Origin of the sequence: Neorhizobium sp. IRS_2294 (assembly GCF_050500145.1) — a bacterium.
GTDB classification, from domain to species: domain Bacteria; phylum Pseudomonadota; class Alphaproteobacteria; order Rhizobiales; family Rhizobiaceae; genus Neorhizobium; species Neorhizobium soli.
Map to the genome: position 1 here is coordinate 3,130,662 of NZ_CP191439.1, position 17,704 is coordinate 3,148,365.

At 62.4% G+C, this 17,704-nt stretch carries 16 protein-coding genes and 2 pseudogenes; 10 read left to right on the forward strand and 8 right to left on the reverse strand.

Annotated features, from left to right (window positions below; all coding sequences use genetic code 11):
• Window positions 1-98: 98 nt before the first annotated feature.
• Window positions 99-968 carry a 3-hydroxybutyryl-CoA dehydrogenase gene (locus ACQY1K_RS15135; protein WP_430257761.1) on the forward strand — a complete coding sequence of 290 codons (870 nt, stop codon included), beginning with the start codon at window positions 99-101 and terminating at the stop codon, window positions 966-968.
• Window positions 969-1,061: 93 nt separating this feature from the next.
• On the opposite strand, the gene tlpA is transcribed toward ACQY1K_RS15135, so the two are convergent.
• Window positions 1,062-1,754, reverse strand: coding sequence for a thiol:disulfide interchange protein TlpA (gene tlpA, locus ACQY1K_RS15140; RefSeq protein ID WP_430257762.1), 693 nt, complete (start codon window positions 1,752-1,754; stop codon window positions 1,062-1,064).
• Window positions 1,755-1,776: 22 nt separating this feature from the next.
• Between tlpA and argH the strand changes: the two genes are divergently transcribed.
• From argH to ACQY1K_RS15160, 4 genes are all read left to right on the forward strand, one after another.
• The gene (gene argH / locus ACQY1K_RS15145; protein ID WP_430257763.1) at window positions 1,777-3,177 is read left to right on the forward strand and encodes an argininosuccinate lyase; all 1,401 of its coding nucleotides are present in this window, start codon (window positions 1,777-1,779) and stop codon (window positions 3,175-3,177) included.
• Between the two features lie 92 nt (window positions 3,178-3,269).
• On the forward strand, window positions 3,270-3,476 hold the full coding sequence (lptM, locus tag ACQY1K_RS15150; RefSeq protein WP_062581790.1) for an LPS translocon maturation chaperone LptM: 207 nt from the start codon (window positions 3,270-3,272) through the stop codon (window positions 3,474-3,476).
• Window positions 3,477-3,509: 33 nt separating this feature from the next.
• Entirely contained in the window at window positions 3,510-4,778 is a 1,269-nt protein-coding gene (gene lysA, locus ACQY1K_RS15155) for a diaminopimelate decarboxylase (RefSeq protein ID WP_430257764.1), read from the forward strand.
• Between the two features lie 136 nt (window positions 4,779-4,914).
• A complete protein-coding gene (locus tag ACQY1K_RS15160; protein ID WP_430257765.1) occupies window positions 4,915-7,725 on the forward strand; it encodes a TIGR02302 family protein in 2,811 nt (936 codons plus the stop codon).
• Window positions 7,726-7,741: 16 nt separating this feature from the next.
• On the opposite strand, the gene ACQY1K_RS15165 is transcribed toward ACQY1K_RS15160, so the two are convergent.
• The 3 genes from ACQY1K_RS15165 to ACQY1K_RS15175 all read right to left on the reverse strand — a co-directional run bounded on the left by ACQY1K_RS15165 (window position 7,742) and on the right by ACQY1K_RS15175 (window position 9,560).
• A complete protein-coding gene (locus tag ACQY1K_RS15165) occupies window positions 7,742-8,119 on the reverse strand; it encodes a response regulator (RefSeq protein WP_062462002.1) in 378 nt (125 codons plus the stop codon).
• A 155-nt stretch (window positions 8,120-8,274) separates the two neighbouring features.
• Window positions 8,275-8,817: a hypoxanthine phosphoribosyltransferase gene (hpt, locus tag ACQY1K_RS15170; protein ID WP_062461735.1), complete on the reverse strand. Its 543-nt coding sequence runs from the start codon at window positions 8,815-8,817 to the stop codon at window positions 8,275-8,277.
• A 41-nt stretch (window positions 8,818-8,858) separates the two neighbouring features.
• Window positions 8,859-9,560 carry a hypothetical protein gene (locus ACQY1K_RS15175; protein ID WP_430257766.1) on the reverse strand — a complete coding sequence of 234 codons (702 nt, stop codon included), beginning with the start codon at window positions 9,558-9,560 and terminating at the stop codon, window positions 8,859-8,861.
• A gap of 207 nt (window positions 9,561-9,767) precedes the next feature.
• On the opposite strand from ACQY1K_RS15175, the gene ftsE reads away from it, so the two are divergent.
• From ftsE to ACQY1K_RS15195, 4 genes are all read left to right on the forward strand, one after another.
• Window positions 9,768-10,427: a cell division ATP-binding protein FtsE gene (gene ftsE, locus ACQY1K_RS15180; RefSeq protein ID WP_062461741.1), complete on the forward strand. Its 660-nt coding sequence runs from the start codon at window positions 9,768-9,770 to the stop codon at window positions 10,425-10,427.
• The gene (locus tag ACQY1K_RS15185) at window positions 10,420-11,496 is read left to right on the forward strand and encodes a cell division protein FtsX (protein WP_430257767.1); all 1,077 of its coding nucleotides are present in this window, start codon (window positions 10,420-10,422) and stop codon (window positions 11,494-11,496) included. The genes ftsE and ACQY1K_RS15185 overlap by 8 nt, the downstream gene beginning before the upstream one ends.
• 73 nt (window positions 11,497-11,569) lie before the next feature.
• Window positions 11,570-12,304: a YdcF family protein gene (locus tag ACQY1K_RS15190; RefSeq protein WP_062581780.1), complete on the forward strand. Its 735-nt coding sequence runs from the start codon at window positions 11,570-11,572 to the stop codon at window positions 12,302-12,304.
• Between the two features lie 82 nt (window positions 12,305-12,386).
• Window positions 12,387-13,193: a lysophospholipid acyltransferase family protein gene (locus tag ACQY1K_RS15195; protein ID WP_184654565.1), complete on the forward strand. Its 807-nt coding sequence runs from the start codon at window positions 12,387-12,389 to the stop codon at window positions 13,191-13,193.
• Between the two features lie 10 nt (window positions 13,194-13,203).
• On the opposite strand, the gene ACQY1K_RS15200 is transcribed toward ACQY1K_RS15195, so the two are convergent.
• A complete protein-coding gene (locus ACQY1K_RS15200) occupies window positions 13,204-13,722 on the reverse strand; it encodes a gamma-glutamylcyclotransferase (RefSeq protein ID WP_430257769.1) in 519 nt (172 codons plus the stop codon).
• A gap of 53 nt (window positions 13,723-13,775) precedes the next feature.
• Here ACQY1K_RS15200 and ACQY1K_RS15205 point away from each other — a divergent pair.
• Window positions 13,776-14,781 (forward strand): annotated as a pseudogene (locus ACQY1K_RS15205) (DUF2125 domain-containing protein).
• Between the two features lie 18 nt (window positions 14,782-14,799).
• Here the strand turns inward: ACQY1K_RS15205 and ACQY1K_RS15210 are convergent.
• From ACQY1K_RS15210 to ACQY1K_RS15220, 3 genes and pseudogenes are all read right to left on the reverse strand, one after another.
• Window positions 14,800-15,726 (reverse strand): annotated as a pseudogene (locus ACQY1K_RS15210) (prephenate/arogenate dehydrogenase family protein); the annotation flags it as partial.
• Between the two features lie 19 nt (window positions 15,727-15,745).
• Complete coding sequence (gene hisC / locus ACQY1K_RS15215; protein WP_062461759.1) at window positions 15,746-16,849, reverse strand: histidinol-phosphate transaminase; 1,104 nt, start codon at window positions 16,847-16,849, stop codon at window positions 15,746-15,748.
• 80 nt (window positions 16,850-16,929) lie between these two features.
• Window positions 16,930-17,691, reverse strand: coding sequence for a class I SAM-dependent methyltransferase (locus ACQY1K_RS15220; RefSeq protein ID WP_062461762.1), 762 nt, complete (start codon window positions 17,689-17,691; stop codon window positions 16,930-16,932).
• Between the last annotated feature and the right edge of the window lie 13 nt (window positions 17,692-17,704).

Sequence of the window (17,704 nt, forward strand, 5' to 3'; positions counted from 1 at the left end):
GCTGTCTCACGCAACCCGGCATTTTGCTGTGAGACGCCGGTTGGTTATGATGAATGCGAGACGCGGGCGAAAACCGCACCCAGGGAGCGAGTGAGATCATGAAGAATATCGGCGTCATCGGCGCAGGCCAGATGGGCTGCGGAATTGCACATGTTTCGGCGCTCGCCGGCTATCACGTGCATATCTATGATCTCTCCAAGGACCGGATCGAAGGCGCACTTGCAACCATCAACGGCAACCTGGCCCGCCAGGTTTCCAGCAACAAGCTTTCCGACGAGGATCGCAACTCAGCCCTGTCCCGCATCACCGGCTCCGCCGATGTCAACGACCTCGCACCGATGGACATGGTCATCGAAGCCGCGACCGAAGACGAAAGCGTCAAGCGCAAGATCTATGCGCAGGTCTGTCCGGTTCTCAAACCCGAGGCGCTTCTCGCCACCAACACCTCGTCGCTGTCCATTACCAGGCTTGCCGCCGCGACCGACCGGCCCGAGCGCTTCATGGGTATCCATTTCATGAACCCGGTGCCGCTGATGAAGCTGGTGGAACTGGTGCGCGGTATCGCCACCGACGAGCCGACCTTCCGGGCTGCCAAGGACTATGTGGTCGCACTCGAAAAGACCGCGACCGTTGCCGAGGACTTCCCCGCCTTCATCGTCAACCGCATCCTGCTGCCGATGATTAACGAGGCGATCTATACGCTGTACGAAGGCGTTGGCTCGGTCGAGGCGATCGATACCGCGATGAGGCTTGGCGCCAACCATCCGATGGGACCGCTGCAGCTTGCCGATTTCATCGGCCTCGACACCTGTCTGTCGATCATGCAGGTGCTGCATGACGGTCTCGCCGACAGCAAATACCGCCCCTGCCCGCTTCTCGTCAAATACGTCGAAGCCGGCTGGCTCGGCCGCAAATCCGGCCGCGGCTTCTACGACTACCGCGGCGAGGTTCCAGTCCCAACCCGGTAAGGATCAGCCTTGTGGCGGTTCGCTCCTCACCCGCTTGACTGGACGCTAGAAGGGGTCGACTGAGGTGAAGGGCAAGCCCTTCATCCGCAGCCCTCAAGCGCCCTTGGCGGCCGTCACCAGCGCCTTTGCATCGTCGCTATCCCAGGCCGCGGGGCCGTTCATGGCGCCGATCAGGCAGCCCTTCTTGTCGAGGATCAGCGTTGCAGGCAGGCCGAAGGCGAGGCCTTCCTTTTTCAGGGCGTTGAACGTGCCCATTGAACTGTCGCGGTAGAAGCCGAGCTTGTCGATCTTGTACTCTTCAAGGAAGGTTTTCGGCTTCTCATCGCTGCCGGTATCGATGTTGATGGCGACGACTTCGAAGTCACCGCCGCCCATCGCCGCCTGCAACCCGTTCAGCGCCGGCATCTCTTCGCGGCAGGGCACACACCAGGTGGCCCAGAGATTGAGAAGCACGGTTTTGCCGGCGAGATCGGCCGTCGTCATGTCCTGTCCCGCCGGTCCCTTGAAGGACAGAGAGAGCGGACGCGGCGGCTGTGCCTCGACCATGGCGGCAACCTGGCCCTTTGAAAAGGCGCTGACGGACTTCGCCAGGTCCGCGGAGCCCTCGCATTGGCCGGCCGACGGGGAGAGTGAGGCCTTTGCCGCCCCATCCAAACCCCCACCCGAACCATTGCCAGACCCCATGTTCGTCACGTATACGGCGACGGTGCCGGCGACGATCCCGAGGACGGCGGCAATCAGGATCAATCGGACAGACGGAAGGCCAAGCGGTCTTTTGGACGTCATCAACTACTCCAGGACTGAATTCATGGCCGACACGAAGGACGCGACATCTTCCAACCAGATGTGGGGCGGACGCTTCGCTTCCGGGCCGGATGCGATCATGGAGGAGATAAATGCCTCGATCGGTTTCGACAAGAAGCTGTTCGCCCAGGATATCCGCGGTTCGATCGCCCATGCGACGATGCTGGCGGAACAAGGCATTATTTCGCACGAAGATAAAGACAAGATCGTTTCCGGCCTGAACACGATCATGTCAGAGATCGAAAGCGGACAGTTCCAGTTCTCGCGCAAGCTCGAGGACATTCACATGAACATCGAGGCGCGGCTGGCAGACCTGATCGGTCCAGCCGCCGGTCGCCTCCACACCGCCCGTTCCCGCAACGACCAGGTCGCGCTCGATTTCCGCCTCTGGGTCAAGGAAGAGCTCGTCAAGACCGAGAAGATGCTGACGGCCCTGATCGCCGCGTTTCTCGACCGCGCCGAAGAGCATGCAGATACGGTGATGCCCGGCTTTACCCATCTGCAGACGGCACAGCCGGTTACCTTCGGCCATCACTGCATGGCCTATGTGGAAATGTTCGGCCGTGACCGCGCCCGCGTTCGCCATGCGATCGAACACCTGGACGAAAGCCCGATCGGTGCCGCAGCGCTTGCCGGCACGCCCTACCCGATCGACCGCCACATGACGGCGAAGGCCCTCGGTTTCCGCGAACCGACCCGCAACTCGATCGACACCGTCTCCGACCGCGATTTCGCGCTGGAATTTCTGTCGGTCGCTGCCATCTGCGCCGTGCATCTGTCGCGTCTTGCGGAAGAAATCGTCATCTGGTCGACGCCGCAATTCGGCTTCGTGCGCCTGTCCGACGCGTTTTCGACCGGTTCCTCGATCATGCCGCAGAAGAAGAACCCGGATGCCGCCGAACTGGTGCGCGCCAAGACCGGCCGCATCAACGGTTCGCTGGTCGCGCTGCTGACGGTCATGAAGGGTCTTCCGCTCGCCTATTCCAAGGACATGCAGGAAGACAAGGAACAGGTGTTCGACTGCGCCGAAAACCTGGAACTGGCGATTGCCGCCATGACCGGCATGATGCGCGACATGACAATCCGCGCCGACAAGATGCGCGCCGCGGCCGGCGCCGGCTTCTCCACCGCGACCGACCTTGCCGACTGGCTGGTTCGCGAAGTCGGCCTGCCCTTCCGCGAAGCGCACCATGCCACCGGCCATGCCGTGGCGCTGGCGGAGAAAAAGGGCTGCGACCTCTCCGAACTCACGCTTGAAGAACTGCAGGCGATCAACCCTGCCATCACTGACAAGGTCTTCGACGTTCTCTCGGTGGATGCATCGGTCGCAAGTCGCGTCAGCTTCGGCGGCACGGCTCCCTCCGAGGTGCGCAAGCAGATCGCCTGGTGGCGCGAGAGAAACTGACGCCTGCGCGACGAATGAAGCGGCAAGGATACTGCACAAGCGCGCGGAACTTCGCTATGAAGTCTGCGTGACCGTGCCGGAGAAGGAAGAGAATGTCGAAATCCCTGGTGAAAATCGCCCATGTCAGCCTGATCCTGGGCGTCGTCAGCCTCGTTGTCGCCGGCTGCGGCCGCAAGGGCGACCTCGACCGCCCCAGCACGCCCGTCGAACAGCAGAACATCCGCAAGAGCAGCAAACCCGGTGACGCCAACAAGGAACCGGTTGCCGAGCGGCCGTTCGTCCTCGACCCGCTTCTGTAGTTCCCAGACCCCTTCAGTTTTCCGAGTTTTGACGTGAATCATTTCCACTACATCGACGGCGTCCTTCACGCCGAAAACGTCGCCATCCCGGAAATCGCAAAAGCCGTCGGCACGCCATTCTACGTCTATTCGACAGCCACGCTGGAGCGCCATTACAAGGTGTTCGCGCAGGCGTTTTCCGATGTGGATGCGATGGTCTGCTACGCCATGAAGGCGAACTCCAACCAGGCAGTCCTCAAAACCCTGGCAAAGCTCGGCGCCGGCGTCGATGTCGTCTCGGGCGGCGAGTTGCGGCGCGCGCTGGCGGCCGGCATTCCCGCATCCCGCATCATGTTTTCGGGCGTCGGCAAGACCGTTGCCGAAATGGATCTGGCGCTCGAGGCCGGGATCTACTGCTTCAACGTCGAATCCGAGCCTGAACTGGAAGTGCTGAACCTGCGCGCTCTCAAAGTCGGCAAGCGTGCGCATGTCTCCTTCCGCATCAACCCGGATGTCGATGCGGGCACCCATGCCAAGATTTCGACGGGGAAGAAGGAAAACAAGTTCGGCATCGCTTACGACCGGGCCCGTGACGTCTATGCCCATGCGGCAACGCTTCCCGGCATCGAAGTCACCGGCATCGACATGCATATCGGCAGCCAGATCACTGAGCTCCAGCCGTTCGAGGATGCCTACCGGCTGTTGCGGGCGCTGGTGGATCTGCTGCGCGGCGATGGCCACACGATCAGCCACGTCGATGTCGGCGGCGGTCTCGGCATTCCCTACAAGGACGACAACACTCCGCCGCCGCTGCCAGACGCCTATGCGGAAACGATCAAGAAGCAGCTGCGCACGCTCGACTGCAAGATCGTCACCGAACCCGGCCGCCTGATCGTCGGCAATGCCGGCATTCTGGTGACCGAGGTCATCTATGTGAAGGATGGCGGCGAAAAGACCTTCGTGATCGTCGATGGCGCGATGAACGATCTGATCCGCCCGACACTCTACGAAGCCTATCATTCGATCCGCCCCGTCGTGGTACCGCCGGCCGATGCGCCGCGGATCAAGGGCGATGTCGTCGGCCCCGTCTGCGAGACCGGAGACTATCTGGCGCTCGACCGCGAGATGGCCGAACCGAAGCCCGGCGACCTGATCGCCGTCGGTTCTGCCGGTGCCTATGGCGCCGTGCAGGCCGGAACCTACAATTCCCGCCTGCTGGTGCCGGAAGTGCTGGTGAAGGGCTCGGAGTTCCATGTGATCCGCCCGCGCGGCTCCTATGATGACCTGATCGGCCTGGATTCCGTGCCGGCCTGGCTTAGCTAGGCCTGCGCAGAAACGTTCACTTTTGCGGCAAACCGCCTGTAAAAATCGGGGCCGGCATGTCGCCGCCCTCGTCTTCGCCACAAACATTGTTATGTTGATAGCTTGATTTGGGCCGCCACGATCGGAGACGGACCGCATGAGCTTGATCCGCAAAGGTGCATTCGAAACACATCCGGCGCTCGCAAGACGCGTTGCGCTGAAACGGTCGTTTGCCCGTTTCGTGCTGTTTTCCGAACGCCTTCTGCCGAAGCTTCTGGCCCCGCTCGCGGTCGTTGCCCTGTTCTTCTCCGTCTCCTGGTTCGGCCTTTTCCGCGTCACGCCTGATCTGCTGCGCTGGATACTGCTCGGCTTTTTCACCTTCGCGTTCCTGACCTCTCTCCTTCCCTTGGCGAGGCTTCGCTGGCCCGATGCTGCCGATGCGGACCGGTTGCTGGAAGATCGCAACGGCCTGCCGCACCAGCCCGTCGCCGTGCAGGAAGACCAGCCGGCGTTCGAGACGCCGTTTGCCCGCGCGCTCTGGAAAGAACACCAGATCCGCATGGCCGAGCGGATCGCGGCGCTCGATACGGGCATGCCGCGCCCGGATATTGCCAGCCATGACCGGTTCGCGCTCCGCGCCGTACCGGCGCTCATGTTTGCCGTGGCGCTCGGCTATTCCTTCTCGAACGGCGGCGGTTCGCCCGCAGACGCCTTCCGTCCGGCACCACTGGCTGCAAGTACCAACCCGGACCTTCGCATCGACGCCTGGCTGACACCACCATCCTACACCGGCCGCGCCCCGATATTCCTGACCGGCCGCGACACGGCGCCCGCAGCCGCGGGCGATACGGCCGGCAACACGGCATCTGTGCCGCAGAATTCCGGCCTGACCGTGCGCGTAACCGGTGGCGAGGGCGAGGAAGCGGTCGTCTTCACGCCGAAATCCGGCGGAGAGCCGCTGACGCTGATCACCGAGGAAGCGCGCAAGGCGGCTGAAGACGCAAGCAAGCAGGCACAAGGTAACGCACCAGGCACGCCATTGCCCGAGGGCCAGCAGGCAAAGCCGCAGCCACCCGTCAGTCAGCCGCACACCGCACAGACGGTGCCGCCGCGCAGCTATGCGTTCAATGTGGACGAAAGCGGCGAACTCACCGTCAATGGCCAGACATGGACCTTCGACGTCATTCCCGACCGCCCCCCGGAGATCGCCTTCGACGGCCAGCCGAAGCGGTCCGTCAATGGCGCGCTGGAAATCGGTTTCCGCGGCAAGGACGATTACGGCATTCGGGAAGCCCATGCGCTGATCGAACCCGTCGGCCCTGTCGACCCGGCGGCCACGCCGCTTTACCCGGCGCCGGAATACCGCCTCGACCTGCCGCGCCAGAACCGCGGCCAGGAGGTGAAGGCCCTGACCAGCCGCAGCCTGATCGAGCATCCGCTGGCCGGAAAGCGCGTCAGGATTACGTTGATTGCCAAGGACGGCGCGGGCCAGACCGGCCGCAGCCCCGCCCATGAAATGGTAATGCCGGGCCGCGGCTTCTCGGAACCGCTGGCGGCCGCCGTTGCCGAACAGCGCCAGGTTTTCGCGCTCGACACCCGCCAGGTGCCGCGCGCGATCGAGCTCAACGACGCGCTGGCGATCCGTCCCGACGAGACCATTCCGAACCTTGGCCACTTCCTGGCAATCCGCTCGGCCCGTGAGCGCATGAAGATTGCCCGCAACGAGGAACAGCTGAAGGACGCAGCAGACTACCTGTGGGAAATCGCGCTCGGCATCGAGGACGGCGATCTTTCCGCCGCCGAACGCCGTTTGCGCGATGCCCAGCGCAATCTGTCGGACACGCTCGAGAAAGGTGCCGGGGATCAGGAAATCGCTGCCCTCATGAAGGAACTGCGCGAGGCGATGCAGCAGTTTATGAACGAGCTCGCGCAGCGCATGCAAAACGCACCGCCGGGCCAGCAGAACATGCAGGCGCAGAATGTCATTCGCCAGCGCGACCTGCAGAACATGATGGACCAGATCGAAAACCTCGCTCGATCCGGCAATCGTGACGCTGCCAAGGAAATGCTGTCGCAGATGCAGCGGATGATGAACAACCTGCAGGCCGGACGCCCGCAGCGCGGTCAGCAGGGCCAGCAGCAGCAGCAAAACAGCCAGATGCGCCAGCAGATCGACAAGCTCGGCCAGATCATGCAGGAACAGCAGCGGCTGATGGACCAGACATTCAAGCTGGACCAGGCATTGCGTGATCGCATGCAGCGCGGCGACCCCGATCCGCAGAGCGGCGAACAGGGCGAGCAGCAGCAGGGCCAGAACGGCCAACCGGGTCAGCAGGGCCAACCGGGTCAGCAAGGCCAGCAGGCACAGCGCGGGCAGCAGGGCCAGCAAGGTCAGGGCCAGAACGGCCAGGGCGGCGAACAGAATACCGACCAGATGACAGCCGAACAGCTGCGTGAGGCGCTGAAGAACCTGCGTGCCCAGCAGGAAGGCCTCGGAAAACAGCTTGGCGAGCTGCAGCAGGCGCTGAAGGGCATGGGCATGGAACCAGGCCAAGGCTTCGGGGAGGCCCAGAGTGAAATGGGCAGCGCCGGTAAGGCGCTCGGTGACGGCCAGGGCGAACAGGCCGTCGAAGGCCAGGGCAACGCACTTAACGCGCTTCGCCAAGGCGCCCAGAGCATGATGCAGCAGATGATGCAGGCGATGCAGCAGGGTCAGGGCCAAGGCGAAGGCCAGCAGGACGGCCAGGGACAGGGCATGGCCAACCAGGGCGGCCAGAACGGTCGCGATCCCCTAGGTCGCCCCCGCGCAACGTCAGGCCCGGACTTCGGCGATCAGGTGAAGGTGCCGGATGAAATCGACGTGCAGCGCGCCCGCGAGATCCTCGATGCGATCCGCGAGAAGCTGGGCAACGCCCTATCAGGCGATGCCGAGCGGCAGTATCTCGAGCGGCTGCTCGAGATCCGCTAAATCCACCTGCGAGAGATCAGGCCGCGCAGGAAGTCTGCACGGCAAGCGCCATGGCGACAGCCTTGCGGATTTCTGGCAATGCGAAAGGCTTCTGCACCACATCGACGATCTTCGACGACAGGTCATCGGCGCGTTCGCGCTGTTCGGCATAGCCGGTCATCAGCAGGATCTTCATGTCGGGATACTGGGCGGCGGCTTCGTGCGCCAGCGCAATGCCATCCATGACAGGCATGCGTATGTCGGAAAGCAGAAGATCGAACGCGCCCTGCTCGAGCTTTTCGAGGCCTTCGGCGCCATCGCCGGCCTCATGCGTCTCATGGCCATCCATCCGGAGAGCGCGCGCAACAAACATGCGCAACGTGTGTTCATCCTCGGTAATAAGGATCTTGGCCATAGCGATCATCGCTCCCGTTTTGTGTATCAATCCGGGAGCAATTCACCAGAGTTTGGTTGTCGAGGAGTAAACAGGCGAGGCTCAAACCGCGCCATGGTTAACACCTTGCGACCGGATGGCGGCAGATTTCTGCCCCCATCCAAACCAAAATCAACTCACGCGTCGCCAGTCACGACGCCGACGAAAGGCAGTTCGCGGAACGCGTAGGCGACGTCCATGCCGTAGCCGACGACGAAGTAGTCGGGGCATTCGAAGCCGACGTAATCCGCCTCAAGCTCTTCCTTGCGCTTCACCTTCTTGTCGAGAAGAACGGCCAGCGAAACATGGCGGGCGCCGCGCTCATAGAGCAGTTCCTTGGCGAATTTCAGCGTGCGGCCGGATTCCAGGATGTCGTCGATCAGAAGAACATCGCGGTCCTTCACGTCGCTGTCGATATCCTTGACGATGCGAACGCCCTGCGAGACCGTGCCGGTGCCGTAGCTCGAAAGTGTGATGAACTCCACTTCCGGTGCAAGGCCCGTCTCATGCAGCGCGCGCAGAAGATCCGCTGCGAAAATGAACGAGCCCTTGAGGACGGCGATGACGAGCAGATCCTTCGTGGGACCGGTCGCGATCTGCGCTGCGATTTGGTGATTGCGCTCGGCGATCTGTTCGGCAGTGAAAAGCGGCTCGATGTTTTTGCCGCGGACGACGGGCATACGGATACTCCTGATAGATCGGAAGCGCCGCGATAGCACAATCAGAGGCGGGACGCATCCCGTTCCGCAAAGGTCAGGCGCAAATCCGGGAGTTTTCCGCCGGGATGCGGCACGCGCGCAGAAAACCCGCGGCTGTGGCCGGCAGCAATGGCGGAAGCCGGCGGGGCAATCAACGTCGAGGCGACCAGCGTGTCGCCGGCCATCAGTTCGGCCCGGATCGCGGGCATGGTCTTTGCGTTACTGGTCCGGTTCTCGACGATTCCGTTGATCAGTAGAACCCGCATGCCATCCGCATCGCGTGGCGTCATGGTGATGTGAGTGATATCGAGCGATGGCTCGGCTTGGGCTTCTCCGCTGTCGTTGAACAGGAACGAGAAGCCGCCGGCACTCGCAAAGACCAGCACGAAAGCGGCAGCCACAAGAGCGCAGAACAGATCGGCCGAAAGCGTATTCAGCACGCGCTCGACCTTGCCGACGAAGCCATTCGGCACCGGGGCCGGAGCACCGGACCTCACCCTCTCTGCAGGCTTACCGGTCGCCCGGTTCTTGGTCCTGTTGTCTGAATTGTCGTTGTGCGAACGCGGTCTGGACCGCTGCCACCCGCCATCAGTCACGGGCACGAACTGCGCATCCACCACGGGACCACGCGCCTTCACCCGGCCCTTGGGGCCTGTTGTGATTTCGGGCGGCAGGATGTCCATGCGGACAATCGTCTTGCCGGCGCGGCTGCTGAACGTGTTCATCGGACCTCTTCGGCGCCGCTTGTCCCCCGATATCGAAAGAGGCGGCCATTGAAACGAATCCCCCCTAGTCGTAAATTCGATTGGTTAACCATTTGCAAACAGCGCCCGAAATAAGCCCTTTTCGGCCGGCGTTTTACCTTTCGTTTACCTTCATCGTTAAGAGATGGTCAGGTGCGAATCTGAAGGGTTCAGGGATTTGGTCTTCCGTTGATTCATTTCGAAAATGTTGGATTGCGATACGGCATGGGCCCGGAGATTCTCCGGGACATGACGTTCGACATCCCGAAACGGTCATTTCAGTTCCTGACCGGCCCATCGGGTGCCGGCAAGACGACGCTTCTGCGCCTGCTTTTCACCTCACTCTACCCCACCCGCGGCATCATCCGCATGTTCGGCCGCGAGCTGTCGCAGATCCCGCGGAGCGAGCTGCCGATGCTGCGCCGGCGAATCGGCATCGTCTACCAAGACTTTCGCCTGCTCGACCATCTGACCACCTATGAGAACGTCGCCCTGCCGCTTCGGGTGCGCGGCAAGGACGAGGCGTCCTATCGCAATGACGTGATCGAGCTCCTCAAATGGGTCGGCCTCGGCGAGCGCATCAATGTGCTTCCCGCGGTGCTTTCAGGCGGCGAAAAGCAGCGTGCGGCGATTGCCCGTGCGCTGATGGACCGTCCGGAAATCCTGCTCGCCGACGAACCCACCGGCAATGTCGACCCGCCCATGGCCCGCCGGCTGCTCAGCCTGTTCCTCGAGCTCAACCGGCTCGGCACCGCCGTCGTCATCGCGACGCACGATCTGGCGCTGATGGATCAGGTCGATGCACGGCGGATGATCCTCACCGAAGGGCGGCTCGATATCTATGAATGAGCCGCGCCCTCCCAAGAAGACCAAACCGGCTAAGACGGAGAAAGCACCGGCACCGGCAAACGCTTGGCAGGAGAAAGGCGCCGAGACAGCGACCGACCAGGGTCCGCGCCGCGCCTCGATGCGCGTGCGCCCGACAGCCCCGATCCTGCCTCCCTCCAATATCCAGGGCAATGCGCTGATGGTGGTGATCGCCATCATGGCCTTCCTCGCATGCCTGACGCTCGGCGGGGTCAGCATGGTTCGCGCCACCGCGGCCGGCTGGCAGAGCGAGATCGCCCGCGAAATCACCATCCAGATCAAGCCGGACGATGGCCTAGACATGGATGCGGCGCTGAAGAAGGCGCGCGATGTCGCACTCACCTTCGTCGGCACCCGCGACGGCACGATCATGGACGACAGCGCCACCGCCCGGCTGCTGGAACCGTGGCTCGGCACCGGCCTCGATCTTGCCGACCTGCCCGTGCCGAGGCTGGTCATCATCACAATCGACGAGCAGAACCCGCCGGATTTCGGGGCCATGCGTGACCTCCTGAAGACCGAAGTGCCGCAGGCCTTCCTCGATGACCACCGCACCTGGGTCGATCGGCTTGTGTCGATGGCCCGCACCACCGTGCTGATCGGCATGGGCGTGCTGATCCTGGTCTTTACCGCGATGATCCTGACCGTCGTCTTTGCCACCCGCGGCGCCCTCTCCGGCAACCGGCATATCATCGAAGTCCTGCATTTCGTCGGCGCCGAAAGCGGTTTCGTCGCCCGCGAATTCCAGAAGCATTTCCTAAAGATCAGCATCAAGGGATCGGCAGCCGGCGGCGCGCTGGCCGCACTGCTGTTTGCGGCCGCCAATCTGTGGCAGTCGAATTCCCGCGCGACGCCCCAGAGCGAGCAGGCGACAGCCTTGTTCGGTTCCTTCACGATCGGATTCGGCGGCTATCTCGGGATCTTTGCGACGATCCTGGTGATCGCCCTTCTGACGACGCTGACCGCCCGCCTGACTGTGATGAAAACGATCGACGAGATCGACCTGATCCGCTCCGATCCGGCACGGGCGGATGGCGCGCCGAAATCATAACCCGCACGTGTTTTTTGAAGTGAACCCGTTGTGGGACTAGGCGACAACGAAATCTAGGTCTATCAACGAAATCATGACACTCGGCCAGACCCCTCCCGATGTGACGGACGACCGGACTTCGGACCGGAGACGAAGGGCTTTGCTCTCGCGCCGGAGCACGTTTAGACGAATAGCAAGACGGATCGTCATGGTGGCGTTCATCTGCGTTGCGATCGTCGTCGGCGGTTTCCTCTGGTTCGCGGACGCGGTCACATCGTTGCGAGCGCCCGATGGCGTCAAGGCCGATGCAATCGTTGTTCTGACAGGTGGATATCTGCGCATAGAACAGGCGCTCGGTCTGCTGCGCGACGGGGCCGGCAGGCGGCTTCTGATTTCCGGCGCGCATCCATCCACCACGCCGACCCAGATCCGCAAGGTCACGCAGGCCTCGCCCGACCTTTTCAAGTGCTGCGTCGATATCGGCTATGATGCGATCGATACGATCGGCAATGCCAACGAGATCTCCCGCTGGATCCACGACAACGACTACAAATCCGTGCTCGTCGTGACCAACAACTACCACATGCTACGCAGTCTGCACGAACTGCGCCGCGCAGATCCCGCGACGGAATTCATTCCCTATCCGGTCATCAATGCAGATCTCGCTCGCCGCGCCTGGTTCGCCGAGCCGGATACGCTGCGCACGATGCTGTCGGAATACGTCAAGGTGGTGCTGGCAACCATTCGCGACTGGGTGGGCATGCAGAAGGGCAGCGGGCTTCGAACCGACGGCGATCCGACCGGGTCGGTGCCGAAAAAATCTCCCTGATCTGAGCAGGCCGTCGATCTCGCGCTTTTGTCCGCTCGAGTTCTCGTGTAGGCAACGGGCAGTCTGCAAGAAAGCCCGTTCCATGCTTCTCATCCGCTCCGTCGTGTTCAATACCGCCTTCTACGCCAACATGATCCTGCGGATGATCGTGTTTGCTCCCTACTACTTCCTGGCTTCGCGGAAGGCCGCCTTCAGCGTCCCCAAGGGCTGGGCTTCATCCAGCAACTGGTTGATGGGCAAGATTGTCGGTGCGACCTTCGAAATCGAGGGGCTGGAGAATATTCCGGAAGGCGGCTGCATCTTTACGCCCAAGCACCAGTCTGTGTGGGACACCTTTGCGCTGATGCCCCACTATCCCGACCCGGTCTATATCCTGAAGCGCGAGCTTCTGTGGATCCCGCTGTTCGGATGGTACCTGGCCAGGCAGCGGATGATCCCGGTCAACCGCGGTGCCCGCGGCAAGGTCATGGTCGAGGTGATGAAGCGCACCAAGGAAGAGATGGCGAGCGGCCGCCAGCTGATCATCTACCCCGAGGGAACCCGTCGCTCGCCTGGCGCCGAGCCGGACTATCGCTACGGCATCGCCCGCATCTATCGCGATGCGAAGGTTCCGGTCGTCCCGGTCGTCGCCCATTGGGGCCTGTTCTGGGGACGCCGCAAGCTGGTGAAATACCCCGGTCATTTCAAGGTCCGCATCCTTCCGCCCATCCAGCCGGGAATGCAGCCGGATGCCTTCTACAAGCACCTGATCGAAACGCTGGAAACGGCAAGCGACCAGCTGCTGGTCGAAACCGTGGCGGCAAACCCGCATCTGCCGCTGCCTGCGACAGCATTGAAACGTCTGGCGGAACTGAAGGCCGAACAGAAGAGAGAGCAGACGACGGTTTGAGCGGGTAGCCTTACGCGGCTAGCGCCGCGGCGACCCCTTCCAGCCACAGGTCGCGAATGCCGATCTGCGCAAGATGCTCGACGGTGTTGAACACATAGGCATCGTTGGGACCGGACTTGCCGGCCGAGTGGCGCACGATGCCGGCCGCCTGTTCGACGCCCATCGCACCGGCATATTGCGGGTGGGCGCGATCGACGACATAGGTGACGGCCTTCACCTGCCGCCCGTCCATCAGCGTGATCGGCACGATCTTTTCGAGATAGACATTGGTGACAAGTTCGCGACGACGCAGATACTCGATCGCATCGTCCCATGCGTCACCTGCCACCCGGAAGGCCGCACCCCTGCACGATCCGCCACGATCGAGCCCCATGACCAGACCCGGACGATCCGGCGTTCCACGGTGCACTGTCGACCAGATGCACAGCGACCGGCGAAAGCCGTAAACGCGGGCCTGCGCCTTCTCTTCGAACGGAAAGCCCGGGTTCCACATCAGCGATCCGTAGCCAAACACCCAAAATTCGTCCATATCGCACGCCATGCCGTCATCGAGATTTGCGAAAAGACCTTTGGGAGAACAACATGGCAGCGTCAAGCCGAAGCGGCGTCAGCAGAAAACTATGGATCCTGGCGAGTGCCGTCATTCTGGCGATAGCCCTTTATACGGCAGGCTGGTTCTATGCCGCTTCGGTCCTGAAGCAGAACACGCTGGCGCTCCTGGGCAGCCAGCAGAAGCGCGGCATCGTCGCCGAATGCACCGACGCCGAATATCGCGGCTATCCTTTCCGAATCGGCCTGTTCTGCTCCAAGGTGACGGTGGATGACCGTGAAAACGGCATCTCGGGCACGTTCGGCGCTTTGCGCTCGGCAGCGCAGGTCTATGCGCCCGGCCATATCGTCTGGGAACTCGACGCACCCTCTGAAGTCCGCACCAGCCATGGCTTCTCCGTATCCACCACCTGGAAATCGCTGCAATCCAGTATCGCTGCCAAGCTGAAGGGCGTTCGAGCGGGCGTCGATGGTCATCGAGGGCTCGCGCGCAAGCGTCGTGTCCGCGGCAAACACCCAGCCCTTCGACATCACCACCGACCGGACGGAAATCCATCTGCGCCAGAACGGCGACGATCTCGATGCCGCGATCTCGCTCGACGGCACCTCGACGACAGCCGAGGGCATGGCAGAGCTTCTGCCCAAGCTCAACGCTCTCGTGGACGTGACGCTTGCCGGTCGCGCCGGCATGATCGACGGCAGCGATCCGAACGGCACCGCACTCTACAATACCAAGGGCGAGCTTCGTTCCCTGAAGGCCGATCTCGGCGAGGGACGGGTTGCCACTATCTCCGGCCCCTTCTCCTTCGATGACGAAGGGCGCATGTCAGGCAAGCTCAAACTGCGCGTGGAAAAGATCGACGCGTGGCAGCAGAGCCTCGGCGAAGTGTTTCCGGATCTCGCATCGACCATCAAGACCGCGGCAAACATGCTGGCAGCGCTCGGCGGTGGTGAAAATGCCTCACTCGACATCACCATCCGGCGCGGCAAGGTTCTGGCGGGCGGGCTGATCCAGATCGGCGAAATTCCGCGGATCTGAGGCCGAGAGGCCTGCTTCTTTCTTCACATCCAGTGCGTGCCGGCCAAAGTCCGGCGCGTCCACATCCTGGCCGGCCTGAACGATGGAGCGGCGGATGGTGCGGGTGCGGCTGAAGAGTTCGAACAGCTTGTCGCCCTCGCCCCAGCGGATTGCCCGCTGCAGGTAGGCAAGATCTTCCGAAAACCGGGCCAGCATTTCCAGGATCGCATCCTTGTTGTGCAGGCAGACGTCCCGCCACATGGTGGGATCGGAGGCTGCAAGACGCGTGAAATCGCGGAAACCGGAGGCGGAATACTTGATGACTTCCGATTCGGTGACCGTTTCCAGATCATCCGCCGTGCCGACGATATTATAGGCGATGATATGCGGCAGGTGGGAAACGATCGCGAGCACCTTGTCGTGGTGTTCGGGATCCATCTCGTCGATGCGCGAACCGAGCGCCACCCAGAAGGCCTTCAACTGCTCGAGCGCCGCCTGATCCGTTTCCGGCAGCGGCGTGAAGATGCACCAGCGATCGCGAAACAGACCCGGAAAGCCCGCATCCGGACCGGACTTCTCGGTACCGGCCAGCGGGTGACCGGGAATGAAATGCACGCCGTCAGGCATATGCGGCGCCATCTGCGCGATGACAGACGCCTTGGTCGAGCCAACATCGGTGACGATCGCGCCCGGCTTGAGGCTGCCCGCGATCTGCTTGGCGACCGCTTCAGACGCACCGACAGGAACGGAGACGATGACGAGGTCGGCATCCTTCACCGCATCGGCTGCAGAGGCTGTGTATTCCGTGCCAAGCTCCAGATCTTCCGCCCGCTTCAACGTCTCGCTACTGCGTGTCGAGATGACGACGTGATTGGCGAGCCCGAGCTCCTTCACGTCGCGCGCAATAGATGAGCCGATCAGGCCGATGCCGATCAGAGCGATCCGATCGAACTGCGGATGGGTCATGATATCCGTCCCATTGCTGTCAGCGTGCCAGAAATTCGCCGAGCGTTTCGATAACGCCGCGATTGGCCTCTTCCGAGCCGATCGTCATGCGCAGCGCGTTCGGCAGGCCATAGCCCTTGACGACCCGCAGGATATAGCCGCGGCTGGTGAGGAAGGCATCGGCATCCGGCGCACGCTTGCCGTCCACATCGGGGAAATGGATCAGCACGAAATTGGTGACCGACGGCGTGACCTTGAGCCCGAGCGTTTCGAACGCATGGGTCAGCTTGTCGAGCCAGAGCGTGTTGTGCTCGACAGCCTTCTCGACGAACGCCCGATCGCGGATGGCCGCAGCACCTGCGGCAATCGCCGGCGCATTCAGGTTGAACGGTCCGCGGACGCGGTTGAGCGCATCGAGGATCGCGGCCGGACCGTACATCCAGCCGATCCGCAACGCGGCAAGACCGTAGGCCTTCGAGAAGGTCCGGCACATCACGACGTTCTTGCTGTTCGAGACCAGCTCAAGACCGGCCTCGTAATCGTTCTTCTTCACGTATTCCGCATAGGCCGCGTCGAGAACCAGGATGACGCTTTTCGGCAGACCGGCATGCAGGCGACGGATGTCGGAAACCGGGACATAGGTACCGGTCGGATTGCCCGGATTGGCGATGAACACCATCTTCGTCTTGTCCGTGACCGCGGCGAGGATCGCGTCGACATCGACGGTGCAGTCCTTCTCAGGCACTTCGATCGCCTTGGCGCCGGCACCCGTGATCTGGATCTTGTAGACCAGGAACCCGTGCTGGGTGATGATCGCCTCGTCGCCGGCACCGAGATAGACGTGGCAGAGCAGGCCGAGCAGTTCATCCGATCCATTGCCGCAGATGATGTTGGCAGCGTTCAAGCCATGCACCGAGCCGATCGCTTCGCGCAGCGCCAGGGCCTGGCCATCGGGATAGAGCTCGAGGTGACCTGCCGCCTCGCGAAAGGCTTCGATCGCAGCAGGGCTCGCACCAAGCGGCGTTTCGTTGGACGAGAGCTTGAACACCCGCGCAACGCCGGGAGCATGATCCTTGCCGGGCACATAGGCGGCGATATCCAGAATGCCTGGACGCGGAACGGGCTCACTCGCAACGATGCTCATCGATTGGACCTTCTCGGTAATGTCTGTGGGCAGGGTATGCTCAGGCATTAAAGCTCAAAAGGCCCAATGTCGAGCCGGTTTTAAGAGCCTTTGGGCGTGTCGGGTTGCGTCCGCGTCGTCGGCACGCCGCGCGGTGCCATGACCGGCACGAACACGCGCCTCGACGCGCGGGCTGCAACCGGCAGCCCCTGATACAGCCGCTTTTGCGCTTCCAGCACGATGACGCCGGAAAACACCGGCCAGAAGCGACGACCGATACGATCGAACACCTGCCGCATCTTCATGATCGTTCGCGCCTTCGACGGCGGGAAAAACAGTGCCTCGGCGCTGGCGCCTGGCGTGAAGTTCGTCTCACGCATCAGCGTGGTCAACTGTCCCCGCGAATAGGGGCGGCCGGAGCCGAAAGGCGTATGCTCCATCCGTGCCCAGACGCCGCGACGGTTTGGAACGACGATCACCAGCCGCCCGCCGGGCGCCAGCACCCGCCAGATCTCCTTCAGAGTCTCGCGCGGGTTTTCGGCAAATTCCAGCGAATGCACAAGCAGCACGCGATCGACCGAACTGTCCGGCAGCGGCAATTCCTCATCGAACACCAAAGCCGTGCTCGAAAGCTCGCCCGGCGGCCAGTTCACGGCCCCCTGCCCGGCCGGCATGAAGGCAAAGGTGCGCTCGGTATCGGCCCGGAAGTGATCGAGATAGGGCACCGCATAGCCGAGCCCGACCAGACGCTCCTCCGGCAGGCGCGCCCAGAGCGACGACAACGCCACGACGATCGACTGCTCGGCGAACCGGCCAAGAGCAGAATGATAGAACTCACGCAGATCGACGATATCGACGGACAAGATAAATTGCTCG